Consider the following 14,871-nt stretch of genomic DNA (forward strand, 5'->3'; position numbering starts at 1 on the left):
ACGTTTCTCAACCGCGACGCCAACTGTGAATCTTTTCCGCTATGGCCAGCAAACGCTGGGGCGCATTGGCCTGTTTCCACTGGCCCGCCGTGGCTTTGGCCGCTTCATTCCAGGTCGGGTACGGGTGAATCGTGCCAAGAATTTTATTCAACCCCAGGCCGTGCTTCATCGCCAGAGTGAACTCCGCCAGAATTTCGCCAGCGTGGGAACCCACCACCACCACGCCAAGGATTTTGTCTTTGCCCGGTGGCGTCAGCACTTTTATAAACCCGACGCTGTCGCTTTCGGTAATGGCACGATCCAAGCCGCCCAGGTCATAACGGGTAAGCTGATAGTCGATCTTCTGCGCCTTAGCCTCCGCTTCGCTCAAACCCACACGGGCCACTTCCGGCGAGGTAAAAGTAACCCAAGGCATCACTCTGTAATCCACCTTGAAGCGCTTAAACGATCCAAACAGGCCGTTTACCGCCGCGTACCAAGCTTGATGGGAAGCCGCGTGGGTAAATTGATAAGGCCCGGCTACATCGCCACAAGCAAAAATGTTGGGAAAGCGCACGCTCAAATCGTCTTCAGTGGGTAACATGCCGCTTTTTTGCGGTTCGATACCCAGCGCTTCCAGGTTCAGGCCTTCAGTGTTCGCGGCTCGCCCTACGGCCACCAATACCTCGTCAAAGGCAATACATACGCGATCGCCCTGATAGTCGCAGTAAGCGATTTTTTCGCCGTTTTCGACACAAAATTCGACCGCCTTGTGATTCAGGCGCACGTCAATACCGTCGGCGCGGAATTGCTCCAGCACCAGTTCAGCTACGTCGGCGTCTTCCTTGGCCAAAATCTGATTGCCGTGTTGCACCAGCACAACCTGCGAGCCCAGGCGCGCAAAAGCATGGGCCAGTTCGGAGCCGATGGGTCCACCACCCAATACCAGCAACCGCTGGGGTTGCTGTTCCAACTGCCATAGATTGTCAGAATGCAGCGGGTTCATGTCCGCCAGCCCCGGTATGTCCGGCACGGCCGGCTTACCGCCGGTGGCGATAACAATACTGCGGGCCGTCAGCCGTTCGCTGCGGCCATCGTTATGCTGCACTTCCAGTTCCCAGGGGCTAACGAAGCGCGCGCTGCCAAGCATTACGTCTACTCCCAGCGAACGGTAACGCTCCGGCGAATCGTTTGGTTCAATGGTTTTTATAGTCTGCTGCACCCGTTCCATGATGGCTTTAAACGAGCCTTTCACCGGCACTGATTCCAAGCCATACCGATTGGCATGGCGCAGGGTGTCGGCGGCTTTAGCGCTGCGAATCAGCGCTTTGGAGGGCACGCAGCCGGTGTTCAGGCAGTCACCACCCATTTTGTGTTTTTCTATCAAGCCCACTTTGGCTTTCACCGCCGCAGCAATATAAGCCGATACCAGGCCGGCAGAACCGCCGCCAATCACTAGCAGATTGTAGTCAAACTTTGCCGGCTTCTTCCAGCCTGCGTAAACCTTGCGACGACGGAGAAAGCCCACCACAAATTTCGCAATCAGCGGGAAAAGCCCAAGCAAGGCAAACGACAGCAGCAAATCCGCAGAAACGATATCGCCAGTGGACTGAATCTGACCCAACTGTGTGCCGGCATTCACAAACACAAACGTGCCCGGCAACATGGCAACCCAGCTAACCAGTGCGTAGGTCCGCAGCTTCATCCCAGTGAGGCCCATCGCCAAGTTGATCAGAAAGAACGGGAACACCGGCACAAGACGCAGGGTTGCCAGATAGAACGCACCGTCCTTTTTAATGCCACGGTCCATTTTAGCGATGGTTTCCCGATAGCGCTCCCGCAGGGTGTCGCGCATGAGGAATCTCGCCACCAGAAACGCCAGGGAAGCCCCCAGCGTTGAGGCAATGGAAACCGCCGCCAAGCCATACAGGTTACCGAAAAAGGCACCGCCGGCCAGTGTCATGATGGTCGCCCCCGGCAGGGACAGAGCTGTGACCACCACATAAATTGCGGCATAACCGACAACGGCTACAAGAAGGTTCTGATCAATCCATTGCGCCAGAGCGCCCTGATTCGCCTGCAAGCTCTCCAGAGTCAGCAGCTTGTGCCCGTCGAAGCCGAGAAAAACACCCGCAATCACGGCGATAACTAAAATGAGTAAAAGCTTGCTACGCGTCATATCCATGCCTTTTAAGATGTATAAACCAATACGCTGTTCACGCTAAGACACAATCACCGACTGGATGTTACATAGCGATTGAACTAAGGTTTTTGAACATTCGTTCCAGAATACTGAAACTTTCCCTTAATCTGAAACACTATACAAACATAACGACCAAACCCAGACTGATAAGGAACGGAATCCCATGAACACCGCAGTGCATCCGGACCCCCAAAGTTCGCTGATCGAAGACCTGAAAAGAGGCGATTCATCTGCCTACAAAAAAGCCGTTCGAGAATATTCCCCGGGTATGTTGGCCGTCGCCCGGTTTTACCTGGATTATTCCAGTGCTGAAGAGATTGTTCAGGATTGCTGGGTGACGGTGATCGATGCCATTCACAAATTTGAAGGCCGTTCCGGCCTGAAAACCTGGTTGCACCGAATTGTCGCCAACCGCTGCAAGAACAAGCTCCGATCCAGCAAACGCGAAGTAGCCATTGATTTTTCCGAAAGTATGGAACCGGAGCTTGCCAACCGCTTCAATGCAAAAGGCCGTTGGGGCCTACCTCCTTCACTTAAGTTCCATGAGTCCGCAGATACCTTGATGGAGAATGACGCGCTCAGCGATTGCCTGGACAAACACCTGTCCGCGCTACCAGAAACCCAGCGCTCAGCCCTGATGCTGTACGAAGCTCACCAACACAAATCCGAGGACGTCTGTAACATTCTGGATGTCAGTGCCTCTAACCTTCGTGTCCTTTTACACCGTGCCAGGCAGAAGATCTTTCTTATGGTGGAAACCTTCCAGGAGACGGGCGAATGTTAATGTGCAGGGACCTGGCCGGAATCGCCAGTGATTACATTGATGGTGAGCTGACCGGCCGGCGGAATCTGTCTGTGAAAATGCATCTGATGATGTGCAAGCACTGCCGCTCGTTTATCGGTAACCTTCGCGCCAGCACGGATCTTATGAAGGTGCACTCCTCCAGCAAGCCGGACGAGGAATTCATACGTCGGATTGATAAACGGGTAGCGGAAGCGCTCAAGACACGAAAACCCCGTGATGGGAATAATGAGTGATTGTTCAAAATTCGTTCTAAAGTGCCATTGGCGACGTGCTGCGGATGCGGTTCACTAAAAGCCTTATATTAACTTCAAAAAGCGAGAACCCAATAATGATAAAAGTCAGCGTACTCTACCCCAAGGCTGCAGATAGCACGTTCGACATTGCCTATTACCGTGACACTCATATGGCGCTGGTTCGTGAAAAACTCGGGGGCGCGTGCAAGCGAACAGCCATCGAATCAGGCCTGGCAGGAGGCACGCCGGAAGAGGCGCCCACCTACATCGCCATGGGGCACCTGTATTTTGACTCCCTCAGTGTTTTCGAGGCGGCGTTCGGGCCCCACGCCAAAGAGATCCTGGGGGATATCCCGAATTTCACCAACGTACAGCCGACGGTTCAGATCAGCGAAGTCATCGAGTAAGCGCATACGTTCTCTGCCCTGCAGTTTCAGAGCCCCGGCGTAAGTACGGATCTCTGCTGATACTGTTTTATGGATCAGCGCTGTAACAGTCGTTCCAGTCGCCTATCTGTGCTATCGCTAACAACAGAAACATCATCGGGGCAATGCATGCTACTGAATTGGCTTTCGAGGCGCCTGGCCGCTTACCTTTCAAAAGAAATCGCCCGACACTCCATCAGAACGTCCACCTGGGGCGCGATGGTGAATACTCTCCAACCCGGAGACGTTCTGCTGGTAGAGGGCAACACGCGGATCAGCGTTGCCATCAAGTACCTGACTCAGTCCACCTGGTCTCACGCCGCGCTTTACCTTGGACCGAATGCCGGACTTGGAACAGCGGTCGATGGTGAAGCCCACGGACTCATTGAGGCGGACCTTGAACACGGTATCCGTCCGCTGCCACTTTGTTATTACCGGCACGCCCACACCCGCATCTGCCGCCCGGTCGGGTTAAGCGACAAGGACCTCCGAACGCTTACTGAATACGCTTCCAGCAGACTCGGCCATCAGTACGATATGAAAAACGTGTTTGATCTGGCCCGTTACCTTTGGTCAACGCCTCCGGTGCCAACCCGCTACAGACACAAACTGCTGGCGTTCGGAAGCGGCGACCCCACCCGGGCGATCTGTTCAACGTTCATTGCCGAAGGTTTCCAGCAGCTGCGCTATCCGATTCTGCCGGTGGTGAAAACACTTCCCGCCAACGATCCTGACTGTGCCGACTGCGTGCATGAGCGTTTCCGGGTGCGGCATCATTCCTTGTTCACCCCGAGGGACTTTGATGCCTCACCCTATTTCCGGATAATCAAACCCACCATTGAAGGCGAATTCGACTACCGAGCCATCGCCTGGGAGGACGGTTAACTCTGAGGCTGCCAGCAATCAGAACCTGCATCTGTAATTCTTTGCCATCCAAAAAAAGTGGGGCGCGCGGCCCCACCCAAGATCGACAATGGACTTGTCAATGCAAACAACGCTACTGCTTATCGATATACTTCTGCTGCTCCTGGGGAGTGTATTCGGTCAATGCTGCCAACTCCTTGGAATCCCATTCAAGAGGCTCGGCGACCATCGGTGCCACCATGCATATCTGGACCATTTCATCCAGGTGCACCCTGTCCATACCGAAGTCCCGCTTGCCCATGGCAACAAAATGCGGGTACCGATTCTTGAAAGTGTCGAGGTAGACCATGCCGTTCGTATGGCCTTCCAGATATCGCAGCGTTGAGGGGTGAACGCCAAAATCAGAGCTGACCTTCACCCCGGCCTGTTCGGCCAGCATCCCGATGATGGCCATATGGTGGATGGTGTGGCTGGCCAGAAACACCAGCTCACGTTCCACGCTTGTCTTCACAGTCTGATGCTTACCGGCACTGTTATGGCGCATGTTCAGCTCATCCGCACAGGGTCCTTCAAATCGACTGCGAAGGGCCTCAACGGTCTCCTCCAGGCAATCCCGTGCCGCCCGTCTGTCTTTTTCCAGGGACAGATCCCGGTTGCGGTTCTCGTAGTCAAGCAGACCGCCAGCACCAGAGGTGGCTGTCAGCAGCGCGCTGTAGTGATCGATAATGTGCCGGACATGCTTGCCGATAACGTGTTGATTTCTGAAACCAAAGCACTGCCGGTAAAAAGTTCCCGCCATCTGATCAAGCAGCTGGACAAGCTGCCCGATCGCATGAACATTTTCATCAACGATCTGGCCCAAGGCCCGGTTACTGTCTGAAACTGGCTGTTTCATCGCACTTATCCGTTTTACGTTGTTCTTTACGGCGCTGTTAACAGTCGTGTGGACACAAGACAGACTCATGCCCACACTTGTTCGCTCATCAGCCCTTGGCTTTACCCTCGGCCTCTGCTTCGCCCGCAGCGACCATCAGATAGTTAGCGTCAAGGGTGGTTTCGGCGGCCGATACGTTGAACGCCGAAGCGCCGACAATAACCTGCAGCGGCAACCCCAGCGCCGAAATCTGGTAGTCGGTGCCCGAGGGCAGCAGCGCGCCGCGGCTATGGTCAGCCTTCAGACAGGCTGACAACGCCAGGGTCGGGCCCGCAATCAGACCGGCGTCTATGGCAATTTCCTGCGCTTCGGCGGCATGCGTCGCCGCTGAGGCAACGCCAGACAGGGGCAGACGGGAACAAAGCACCCTGCCCTCCAGAATCAGGGTGAAACCCGGTGTATCGCGCACGATTTCCAGCCTGGCAAGCAACTCGGTCCCGGCGACACCGGCAACCGCCATAGGCTCAAGCAAGGCTTCGATCCGGCCAATCAGCGGCGCACTGTCCGTGAACAACCGCACCCGGAAGCGTCCGCAGTCCAGTACTCTCGAAAACGGCGTGGATTCAGGGCTCGGCGAGGTTGCCGGTGCTGCCGGCTGGTTAGCGGATGCGTCGGACTGGATCAGGAATCGGTTATTCACCCAGTCGGACAGCCGTGGCAGCGCCATGAAAGGCAGATACGCTGCCGGGTCTGCCCCGGGAACCAGGTTCTTGAAGCCGCCGCTGCGGGCTATTTCATCTTGGGATTCCCGCACCAGCCGCTCAACCACCGAGCCGGTTTCCAAAGCAACAGGCTTGCTATTAAGGCCCACGATTTCAACCATGTCGGCAACCAGTGAGCCCTTGATGCCCTCCTCAATGTCGCCGCCGCTTTCCGGCCCGGCGCACACTTCCAGGGAGGGGCTCAGGTTGCACTCCAGCACCCAGGGTTTGAGCTTTTCATCGACCAGGCAGTCAATACCCATCAGCTCATAACAGCCCCGGGGATCCGCGCCCACCACCCTTGAGCGTTCTCGCATAGGTTCCAGGGCTGCCAGGCAGGTCAGGGCCACCAGGTCTTCAATTTTGGCAAACAGGGCTTTGTCATCATGGCCATGTTCCCGAAGCCACTCCCGGTAACGCTCAAAGTCCACGAACTCCACCGGCACCTCGGCGTCCAGGTTCAGGGCATTAACGTCCGGGTTGGTCAGATAGCTGTAGGGATTGTTTGCGTTTTCCTCGTTATAGGGCGCGGAAGCCAGCTTGGCAAAACCCTGCCGGTAGAGATACACCCGAAAGGGCGACACCGAGGACACCAGAACATAAAGACGGAGAACATACTTCCGGCCATGCATGGTATCGGGATTTTCGAGGTATTCCTGAACCATCCAGGAGGATTCCAGCGGCACATCGGCCGGGTCCCCAACCAACTGGATACCTTTACCTCGCGCGGCGTTCTTCGGCTTCAGAATCCAGCGTTTACCCGGATTGTCCAGCGCTGCCTGCTGGAACGCGTGGTAGTCTTCCGGCATAGAGAACACCCTGGGCACAAACGCGAGGCGTTCGGTCAGGTGTCCGCTCCCTTTGTCCTGTCGTTCAACCCGCTCGCGCAGGTCCATCAGGCTGCGGTAAAGGCGGCTCTTTACTGTGAGCGCATTGTTGCCCGGAATGTGATTGATTTTCCGTTCCGGCCCGACCTCGCTGAAGTCGTTCTGATCCGGCATGCCGGTATACCAGCAGGCGTCCCACTTCTCAGCACTTTCTGCCTTTTGCCACTGAGATTTGTCCAGCGATTGCTCAAAGAACCTGTCCTGCTCGTAGGACCTGTTGCCACCCATCCAGTAGTATCGAGTCATGGTGCCGCGCGCTCCGTTCCGATTGACCACTGTCCCGACACCTCGCAAGACAATGATTTATTAGCGTTTCAAGGATTCAGACACATGATAATTACAACTTTTACACCACGGGCTGAATTTTTTTCATCGGCTCAGAACCCCCTTCTTGAAAGCTGGCTGCCGGAAGCCGGAAAATGTGGCAGGGGCCGCAATGAGGTGCCTGTAACAAAGCGGGTAACGGGCGTGTCTTTTCAGTATTAAAAAAAGCGTGGAGACCAACCACCTCGTTTCATAACCTACTGACTTGGCTGCCAGGAACCTTGAACTTCAAGGCGCGGCATGGTTTGATTGGCCAAAGGCGCCAAACTTATCCTTAACAGGAGCCCAGACCATGACAACGCAAAAGCCCGCAGACTTCCCTTACCCGTCACACTTCGCGGATGTACTGGGTTCGCGCATGCACTATGTGGAACATGGCAACGGCGACCCGATACTCTTCCTGCACGGGCAGCCCACCTGGTCTTACCTTTGGCGAAAGGTTCTGCCCGAACTTGAGGGCAAGGGTCGCCTGATTGCCGTTGACTTGATCGGCTACGGGATGTCTGACAAGCCCGATATCCCCTACGACATTGACGACCACATTCGTTACCTTGACGGCTTTATTGAGGCCCTGGGCCTGGATCGCATTACCATTGTCTGTCACGACTGGGGATCGTTTTTCGGCTTTCACTACGCCCACCGTCACCCCGAGCGCATCAAGGGGCTGGCGTTCATGGAGGCCATGCTGAATCCAATACCGGGGTACGACGCATTTGATCCCCAAACCCGGGCGTTTTTCCAGACCCTGCGTTCATCGCAGGCCAATGCCGAGCGAATGATGATGGACGAGAATCAATTCGTCGAGAATATCCTACCCGCTATGATCTGCAGACCTCTAGAACCGCAGGAGCTTGATGCCTATCGCGCTCCCTGGACAGATCGGCAATCCCGCAGGATTCTTTGCACATTTCCACAAAATTTGTGCATCGGTAAGGAGCCGGCGTCTGTCTACCGGATGCAAACGGCCTACATAGAATGGCTTGGGCAAACGGACCTGCCCAAGCTGCTGATTCACGCGGAACCCGGGTTTCTGATCCCAGCGCCGGCTGTGGACCAGTATCGCCAACAGTTACCCAACCTGGAAACAGCGTTTGTGGGGTCTGGCCTGCACTACATCCAGGAAGACCAACCACAGAAAATTGGCCAGGCTATCGCTCAATGGATGGGCCGTTGCGGGTTGTGACGGACTGGCCGGTGCCCGTTAACCTGGCCCCGAGCCAGATCCCTGCCAGCATGATGCCGCTCCAAAGGCGCCAGCGGTAGCGAAACTTCCAGTAAACCAGTGCCGAGACCAACACCAGGCTACTCACGCTAAACCAGGGCAGCAGCCCGAGCTGGTAGGGCGTACTCCGGAGGTCTGGCTCGATGTCCGCCACGATCAGCAATAGCCATCCAGCCAGCCAAACATGGTCAGCAGCATGCGCAAATCTCCGCTGGAGAGACGGGTTGCGGTGGAGATGGAACAGGCGCCATTGATCGCTGAACCAATGCCGAACACAAAACCACCCAAGGGAGTAGACCAGTGAAACGGGTAGACGGCCAGAAAGGAGCGATCGTGATACGCAATCAGAGGGGTAAACAGATAGATCCAGAACCCGGCCATAAGGATGGCTGTCAGCCGCAAACGTCTGCCTCTGACCCAGTCGCTGACGCCACGGACCATGCAGAGACCGGTTACCTGGGCGGTGTAGCCAATCACCGCAGCAATGGCCAGTGCTATCAAAACTGCAAACATGAGTACCCTCCGCCCGTATCCTGATGATCAGGACACGGAAACAGGGTAAATGTTACCAAAAGGGACTCTTTAACATCTGCCACAAACCAGTGTCAGTGTAGATGTACTGGCACTTCGGAAAACCTCACCAACAGTAAAGAACCGGCTATGAAACATTCGAAAGCTCTGCTGACCTTCATTCTGCTGTTTAGCAGTAGTCTTCTGTGGGCATCCGAACCAGCGGCAACGGTAAATATGGGCAACCAGCTTAGGTTTGAACCGGCATCCATCACTATTAAATCAGGAGAAACGGTTGAGTTTGTAAATGGCTCACTGCTGGTCCACACCGTCACTGCAGACCCCGCTAAAGCCAGAAGTGCGGACAACGTCTCATTGCCAGCGGGAGCAAAGCCCTTTGACTCTGGTAATCTGGCGTCTGGTGAAAGCTTTAGCCATACCTTCATTTAGCCCGGCACCTACCAGTATTTTTGCATTCCTATATGAGGCTGCCGGAATGACGGGTACGATCATCGTGCAATAAATTCCCGACAGCCATCGTTTTGAGCAGTTTAGTGCTCCAACGTTTTCTTGAGTTGCTCCAGCAGCCCGGCATAAATGCCGTGACAAAATTCAGCGGCCGCCTCATCATTGCCTTTCCAACTTGAATACCACTCCACGAAGGTGCCACCATCGCCTTCCGTTACCGAACGAACCCGGACGTGCCCCTCGTAGCTGCTGATTTCATCCGGAGAAACTGGAGATCGGCCCTCATCGATGCTGTAGCTAATCTCGCGATTGTCGTCGTCGAGAGCATGCAGGGTCTGATAAGTGGTTACCACACCACCGAAGCCGCTGGTGTCACGCTCGATCCCGCCCATGGGCATAGCAACGGCCAGCTCTTTATTGAAGAAGTAGGGAGCCATGCCGAACACTGCGAGCCTTGAAGTGACGCCATAACCCAGTACGCTGCCCAGGGCCTGTACCGAGACTTCGCGATCCATGGGTCCGTCGTCGGATCGCTCCCGCAATACAAGCTGCTCACGCCAGATAGTTTGGCCCTGGGCCACCGGCAGAGCCATGCTGAATATCAGAACCGACAGCAGCAGGGTAAGTTTTCCAACCGTGGCAATGTCCTTGTTGGCATCAAATCAGTGTAGAACCTTGTACCTGCTCCCACGTCAAGGTGCATTCCCCTTTGTCACCCGCCTCGCCGGCGATCGCCTGGACCCCAAGCAACCGTCCTGAGCCACGCTCGGCCACCATCTTGATAAAACCGCCAGTCTCGAAATTCACCAGCGCCCGTGGCACGTTTTCCAGATTGAGCGAACGGGTGTCCACTTTGAAGCCCCGCCTGATGGCCTCGGCTGCTGTCAGGCCGACAGTAGCCACCTGGGGATCGGTAAAGACCACCGCCGGCATGGCGCTGAGGTCCAGCCGTGCATCGCCACCGGTCATATTCACCGCAGCCCGGCTGCCTCCGGCTGCTGCTACATAAACAAACTGGGGCTGATTGGTACAGCCGCTGGCGGCGCAAATGCCTGGCACTCTTACTCATTCACGATCGCGGTCCCTTCGTGGATCTCTAAATCGATCGCATCCGGGATGGGGGTGCATGCGAAGCTCATGCGATTTTGGGGCCGTCGATATTGGCGGGTATTACTGGCCCCCTCTTTTTCTCATATCCGGGCTGTCCAACTACCCGTTAGCATCACTGAAATAGCCCTGGGTGCCCTGTTGCGCCATGGCATCGGCAATCCGCCGGACGCCCTGGAGATAGGCTGCCGTGCGCAGAGGTACGGCTTTCTCGTCCGCCAGGTCAAAGCATGCATTCGCTTCACGCTCAAGACGCTGGCGGAGTTGCTTTTCGACCGTATCCCCCGACCAGTAATCACCCATTCGGTTTTGAACCCATTCCAGATGGCTGACAATAACGCCGCCGGCATTAGCAACGATGTCAGGGATCACCGTGATGTCTCGGTCTTGCAGAACCCGGTCACCGCCAGTGCTGATGGGGCCGTTAGCGATCTCGACAATGGTCTTGGCCCGGATATGGTCCGCATTGGCGTCCGTTATCTGGTTTTCCAACGCGGCCAAGACCAGGACGTCGACATCCAGTTGCAGCAACTCGTCACCACTCAGGGTCTGCATCTCCGTCTCCGCGACGTCGCAAACGGAATCGCCACAATAGACCATGCCTTTGAGTTCGCGGGTACGATTTTTGTGACGCAGGATTGGCTCAGGATCCAACCCGTCCTCATTGTAAATGGCACCCTGGGAGTCGGACAATGCAACAATTTTATAGCCGGCATGGTGTGCCAGACGAGCAAAATGCTGGCCGGCATTGCCGAATCCCTGAATGGCCACACTCAATTCGTGAGGCTCTTTGTTCTGCCGCTTCGCCCACAGATCCAACACCTGCAACGCGCCTGCACCGGTGGCCTCCTCACGGCCGATGGAGCCCCCCAGCCCGAGGGGTTTACCGGTAATGACACCGGGGACGTGCCGCCGGGCGATCTGGGCGTATTCATCCACCATCCAGCCCATGACAATGGCGTTGGTATTGACGTCGGGTGCGGGAATATCGCGGTCGGGTCCGATCACATCGTGAAATGCGCGGATGTAGCCACGTGATAACCGCTCCAGTTCCAAGCGGGAGAGGGTCTTCGGATCAACACAAATACCGCCTTTGGCACCACCAAACGGGAGATCGACTGCAGCGCACTTTAACGTCATCCATAAGCTCAGTGTCGCGACCTCATCCTCGGTTACGCTCGGATGGAAACGAATACCGCCCTTGGTTGGTCCACGGGTATCGTCGTATTGCACTCGCCAGGCCGGAAAGACACGCAATGAGCCATCATCCATGCGCACCGATAAACTTGCCTGATGGATGCGTTTAGGCTGCCCCAAGCGGCGGCGACTATCGTCAGCCACCTCCAGTCGTTCGTAAATGTCGGCCATTCGGGATAGTGCGTCTTCAAGCAAGTGGTTGGTATTATTGCTCATGATCACCTCGATATCTCGATACGAAAAGAATGGGATGGACAGAAAAGCCTGTTCGGTCGGCTACTGTCCCAGTGCCGATTTTAACTTAAGGCCGGTTTAAATCGCTCAATTCGGTTCCACCCGCCCGCCCCGGCCTGTCGGGAGGTAAAGAAGAGGACGTCGCAAAAAAGAAGCACTTCGAATGTATCCCTCTGCGGCCGCCAATGCTAAAAAGATTACAGCATTCTCCGGCTGGAGCGAAAGCACACCCCTATGGCGTCTCCGCCTTATCCCGCACAGCAGGATAGCTGGGTGACGTCTTTGGTAAACGTCTGGGCACATAATTTCAACCCCTCGACCATGGTCAGATAGGGGAACAACTCATTGGCTATGTCATTTACCGTCATGCGCGCACGCAACGCCATCACGGCGGTCTGAATCAGTTCACCTGCCTCTCCTGCCACGGCCTGAACACCCAGTAATCGGCCACTTTCACGCTCAGCGACGATCTTTATGAATCCCCCGGTATCGAAGTTGACCAGGGCCCGTGGCACGTTATCGAGGGTCAGGGTGCGGCTGTCGGTGGCGTAGCCTCTCGCTTCGGCTTCCGCCTCGGACAGACCGACGGTCGCAATTTGCGGATCGGTAAAGATCACCACCGGCATGGCGCTGAGATCCAGCCGTGCATCGCCACCGGTCATATTCACCGCAGCCCGGCTGCCTCCGGCGGCTGCTACATAAACAAACTGGGGCTGGTTGGTACAGTCGCCAGCGGCGTAAATGCCCGGCACCCGAGTCTGGAGTTGCTCGTTCACGATGACGGCGCCGTGATCGGTCTCTACGTCGATCGCATCCAGGTTCAGCATTTCAGTGTTCGGGGTGCGACCCACCGCCACCAGAAGTCGATCGGCCCGCAGCTCCCCGACATTCGAGGCGACAATGAACTCATCATTGGTATAGCTGATCTGGCTCGCCTGCGTGTCATTCAGGACGCTTATACGCTCAGCCTGGAACGCTGTTTGAATGGCTTCTCCAACAGCGGGGTCTTCACGAGATAATAGCCGGCTGCGTGCCAGAATCGTCACCTCGCTGCCCAGCCGGGCAAACGCCTGGGCCAGTTCCACCGCCACCACCGAGGCCCCGATGACAATCAATCGGTCCGGAATGGTGTCACTGGCAAGCGCAGTGGTGGAGGTCCAGTATGGCGTATCGGGCAGGCCCGGAATCGGGGGAATGGTTGGTCGCGCACCGGTACCAATGAACGCACGGTCAAAGCCGATCTCGTGTGCCTTGCCGTCAGTACCCTTGACCAACAGCGTACGGGCATCCATAAAACGAGCCTCACCCTGCACGACCGTGATATCAGGATTGTCTTGCAGGATCCTTTCATACTTGGCGTGACGCAGTTCATCGACACGGGCCTGCTGTTGGGCCAGCAAAAGGGACCGGTCGACCATGGGTTCAGTTGCCGTGATGCCCTCATCGAACGGACTTTTGCGGCGCAAATGAGCGATGTGGGCTGCCCGGATCATGATCTTAGAGGGCACACAGCCAATGTTGACGCAGGTTCCGCCGATGGTGCCGCGCTCGATCAGTGTCACTCGGGCACCGCGTTCAGTCGCCTTCAGGGCGGCGGCCATGGCACTACCGCCGCTGCCAATCACTGCAATGTGCACGTTGTTGTCACTCATAAACGTTACTCCTTAGTCGATGGGCTATCGCAGCAGGCATCGTGTTTCTTCTTGCGCCATAAGGCATAGCAGGTCAAGCCAATAAAAAAGGCGAGCGCGGGCAACAGCACGTAGTCGAGATAACCGGTCAGTGCAGCCAGGCCTACCGTCCCAAGCAAAATCACCAATATCGGCGTAAAGCAGCAAAGCGCAACCAGTACGGTGCCAATAACACTCACCCGCAACAGGGTTTTGGGGTTGTGCATGGTTACTCCTGTGTCGCCTGGATTTGTTTCAGCGTGGACGGATAGCCTGCGTTAGTCGTGGCTTGAGTCAGTGCCTCAACGGAGGTTTTCGCATCGTCGAAGGTGACCGTAGCATCACGTTCTTCATAACGGACATCGACAGCGCTCACTACCTCGACCCGGTTGAGAGAAACTTTGACGGTGATTGGGCAGGCCCAATGAACCATGGTCGGAAGGGTTCCAGGGCGGCCAGGTTGCCGATCCAGGCGCCGGAAATACCCAACGCAATTAACACCAAGGGGCCAAGACAGCAGGCAGACGCCACGACAGCTGCAATGCCCCCAGCAATCAGCGAACCGCGACCTGCTTTGGCTTCTGACATTACAATGGTTCCTTTCATGACATGGATGACGGCGTTAAGGTTACTCCCGTAGTCAGCTACAGAATCAACCCATATGTCTAAAAAAATACGCTCAATGACCATTGGAACCTTGGCCAAGGCCTCCGGTATGGGGGTGGAAACCATCCGCTATTACCAGCGCAGGGGGCTGGTAGCAGAACCTGAAAACCCTATGGCAGCATTCGTCATTACGACGAGCAGGCATTGGCACGCCTTCACTTCATTCGAACCGCCCAATGGTTGGGGTTCAGTCTGGATGAAATCGGAGAGTTGCTTAAGCTGGAAGACGGCGCCTATTGTGATGAAGCTCGAGCCCTGGCTGAGCGCAAACTGGATGATTTGCGACGCAAGATCGCCGCCTTGCGACAGATGGAATCCACTCTGGATAGCCTAGTGGAAAGTTGCCGGTACAGTGAAGACCCGCAGCGATGTCCGATCATTCATTCGCTGCAGGGTAAACGCAATGACCGAGCGCGAGTTGATTAAAAGAGCACAGAGCAAT

At 55.9% G+C, this 14,871-nt stretch carries 15 protein-coding genes and 4 pseudogenes; 7 read left to right on the top strand and 12 right to left on the bottom strand.

Annotation, left to right across the window (positions count from 1 at the left end; all coding sequences use genetic code 11):
• Positions 1-7: 7 nt before the first annotated feature.
• Positions 8-2,158, bottom strand: a complete 2,151-nt coding sequence (locus ATG98_RS06690; RefSeq protein ID WP_098422463.1) for an FAD-dependent oxidoreductase — start codon at positions 2,156-2,158, stop codon at positions 8-10.
• 187 nt (positions 2,159-2,345) lie between these two features.
• Between ATG98_RS06690 and ATG98_RS06695 the strand changes: the two genes are divergently transcribed.
• From ATG98_RS06695 to ATG98_RS06710, 4 genes are all read left to right on the top strand, one after another.
• On the top strand, positions 2,346-2,966 hold the full coding sequence (locus ATG98_RS06695) for an RNA polymerase sigma factor (protein ID WP_098420151.1): 621 nt from the start codon (positions 2,346-2,348) through the stop codon (positions 2,964-2,966).
• The gene (locus ATG98_RS06700; protein ID WP_098422464.1) at positions 2,960-3,220 is read left to right on the top strand and encodes a zf-HC2 domain-containing protein; all 261 of its coding nucleotides are present in this window, start codon (positions 2,960-2,962) and stop codon (positions 3,218-3,220) included. The genes ATG98_RS06695 and ATG98_RS06700 overlap by 7 nt, the downstream gene beginning before the upstream one ends.
• 95 nt (positions 3,221-3,315) lie before the next feature.
• Positions 3,316-3,627 (top strand): EthD family reductase, encoded by a 312-nt coding sequence (locus ATG98_RS06705; RefSeq protein ID WP_098422465.1) that lies wholly within the window; start codon positions 3,316-3,318, stop codon positions 3,625-3,627.
• Positions 3,628-3,774: 147 nt separating this feature from the next.
• Positions 3,775-4,530, top strand: a complete 756-nt coding sequence (locus ATG98_RS06710; RefSeq protein WP_179888071.1) for a YiiX/YebB-like N1pC/P60 family cysteine hydrolase — start codon at positions 3,775-3,777, stop codon at positions 4,528-4,530.
• Between the two features lie 112 nt (positions 4,531-4,642).
• Here the strand turns inward: ATG98_RS06710 and ATG98_RS06720 are convergent, their stop codons facing one another.
• Together ATG98_RS06720 and ATG98_RS06725 are read right to left on the bottom strand one after the other, a co-directional pair.
• Entirely contained in the window at positions 4,643-5,404 is a 762-nt protein-coding gene (locus tag ATG98_RS06720) for a DinB family protein (protein WP_228706037.1), read from the bottom strand.
• A gap of 88 nt (positions 5,405-5,492) precedes the next feature.
• The gene (locus ATG98_RS06725; RefSeq protein WP_228706038.1) at positions 5,493-7,277 is read right to left on the bottom strand and encodes a tubulin--tyrosine ligase family protein; all 1,785 of its coding nucleotides are present in this window, start codon (positions 7,275-7,277) and stop codon (positions 5,493-5,495) included.
• A 370-nt stretch (positions 7,278-7,647) separates the two neighbouring features.
• Between ATG98_RS06725 and ATG98_RS06730 the strand changes: the two genes are divergently transcribed.
• The gene (locus ATG98_RS06730) at positions 7,648-8,538 is read left to right on the top strand and encodes a haloalkane dehalogenase (RefSeq protein ID WP_098422466.1); all 891 of its coding nucleotides are present in this window, start codon (positions 7,648-7,650) and stop codon (positions 8,536-8,538) included.
• Here the strand turns inward: ATG98_RS06730 and ATG98_RS22255 are convergent.
• Together ATG98_RS22255 and ATG98_RS06735 are read right to left on the bottom strand one after the other, a co-directional pair.
• Entirely contained in the window at positions 8,504-8,740 is a 237-nt protein-coding gene (locus ATG98_RS22255; protein WP_228706039.1) for a hypothetical protein, read from the bottom strand. The two genes, ATG98_RS06730 and ATG98_RS22255, sit on opposite strands and share 35 nt — an antisense overlap.
• Positions 8,734-9,090, bottom strand: a complete 357-nt coding sequence (locus ATG98_RS06735; RefSeq protein WP_228706040.1) for a YeeE/YedE thiosulfate transporter family protein — start codon at positions 9,088-9,090, stop codon at positions 8,734-8,736. Before ATG98_RS06735 ends, ATG98_RS22255 begins: the two co-directional genes overlap by 7 nt.
• 147 nt (positions 9,091-9,237) lie before the next feature.
• Between ATG98_RS06735 and ATG98_RS06740 the strand changes: the two genes are divergently transcribed.
• Positions 9,238-9,537 (top strand): plastocyanin/azurin family copper-binding protein, encoded by a 300-nt coding sequence (locus ATG98_RS06740; protein ID WP_098420155.1) that lies wholly within the window; start codon positions 9,238-9,240, stop codon positions 9,535-9,537.
• A gap of 101 nt (positions 9,538-9,638) precedes the next feature.
• On the opposite strand, the gene ATG98_RS22260 is transcribed toward ATG98_RS06740, so the two are convergent.
• From ATG98_RS22260 to ATG98_RS06775, 7 genes and pseudogenes are all read right to left on the bottom strand, one after another.
• On the bottom strand, positions 9,639-10,070 hold the full coding sequence (locus ATG98_RS22260) for an SRPBCC family protein (protein WP_228706041.1): 432 nt from the start codon (positions 10,068-10,070) through the stop codon (positions 9,639-9,641).
• A 196-nt stretch (positions 10,071-10,266) separates the two neighbouring features.
• Positions 10,267-10,614, bottom strand: a pseudogene (locus ATG98_RS06750) (mercuric reductase); the annotation flags it as partial.
• A 150-nt stretch (positions 10,615-10,764) separates the two neighbouring features.
• On the bottom strand, positions 10,765-12,075 hold the full coding sequence (locus ATG98_RS06755; RefSeq protein ID WP_098420156.1) for a Glu/Leu/Phe/Val family dehydrogenase: 1,311 nt from the start codon (positions 12,073-12,075) through the stop codon (positions 10,765-10,767).
• Positions 12,076-12,341: 266 nt separating this feature from the next.
• A complete protein-coding gene (merA, locus tag ATG98_RS06760) occupies positions 12,342-13,745 on the bottom strand; it encodes a mercury(II) reductase (RefSeq protein WP_098422467.1) in 1,404 nt (467 codons plus the stop codon).
• Positions 13,746-13,750: 5 nt separating this feature from the next.
• Positions 13,751-13,990 carry a mercury resistance system transport protein MerF gene (gene merF / locus ATG98_RS06765; protein WP_098420160.1) on the bottom strand — a complete coding sequence of 80 codons (240 nt, stop codon included), beginning with the start codon at positions 13,988-13,990 and terminating at the stop codon, positions 13,751-13,753.
• Positions 13,991-13,992: 2 nt separating this feature from the next.
• Positions 13,993-14,196: pseudogene (locus ATG98_RS06770) on the bottom strand (cation transporter); the annotation flags it as partial.
• Positions 14,178-14,351, bottom strand: a pseudogene (locus tag ATG98_RS06775) (mercuric transporter MerT family protein); the annotation flags it as partial. The pseudogenes ATG98_RS06770 and ATG98_RS06775, both read right to left, overlap by 19 nt.
• Positions 14,352-14,424: 73 nt before the next feature.
• Between ATG98_RS06775 and ATG98_RS06780 the strand changes: the two are divergent.
• Positions 14,425-14,855, top strand: a pseudogene (locus ATG98_RS06780) (MerR family transcriptional regulator).
• Positions 14,856-14,871: the final 16 nt, after the last annotated feature.

Source organism: Marinobacter sp. LV10R520-4, assembly GCF_002563815.1.
Taxonomy (GTDB): Bacteria; Pseudomonadota; Gammaproteobacteria; order Pseudomonadales; family Oleiphilaceae; genus Marinobacter.